This is a genomic window from Paenibacillus sp. 2RAB27, from assembly GCF_052115445.1.
In the GTDB taxonomy this organism is placed as follows: Bacteria; Bacillota; Bacilli; order Paenibacillales; family NBRC-103111; genus Paenibacillus_E.
This window is the reverse complement of record NZ_JBFRGR010000124.1, coordinates 1-421: the sequence shown is the minus strand read 5'-3', so window position 1 is coordinate 421 and position 421 is coordinate 1. Positions and strand designations below refer to the sequence as shown.

2 rRNA genes are annotated in these 421 nt (G+C 47.5%); both read right to left on the bottom strand.

Annotated elements, in window-relative coordinates:
* Positions 1 to 128, bottom strand: a 23S ribosomal RNA gene (locus AB4114_RS35945); the annotation flags it as partial.
* 202 nt (positions 129 to 330) lie between these two features.
* Positions 331 to 421 (bottom strand): 16S ribosomal RNA (locus AB4114_RS35940); the annotation flags it as partial.

The following is a 421-nucleotide window of genomic DNA, read 5'->3' as shown; positions in this document are numbered from 1 at the left end:
GGTTCCCCCATTCGGACATCCCCGGATCAAAGCCTGCTTACGGCTCCCCGAGGCATTTCGTCGTTCGCCACGTCCTTCTTCGGCTCCTAGTGCCTAGGCATCCTCCGTGTGCTCTTTCTAGCTTAACCTAGAAAAAACTTTAAAGATTTATGTGCAACCCTAAGGTCAACACAACCTAAGTTCTTACTTTACGTTTTTGTTTCGTTATCTAGTTTTCAAGGAACAATGTTGTTGAAGGGTTAATTCATCCTTCAAAACTGAACACGAGTGAGTAAGCGATTTGTGTGTTAAACACACTTGACTGGATCTATCAGATCCGAGTCTCCATAGAAAGGAGGTGATCCAGCCGCACCTTCCGATACGGCTACCTTGTTACGACTTCACCCCAATCATCTACCCCACCTTCGGCGGCTGGCTCCCT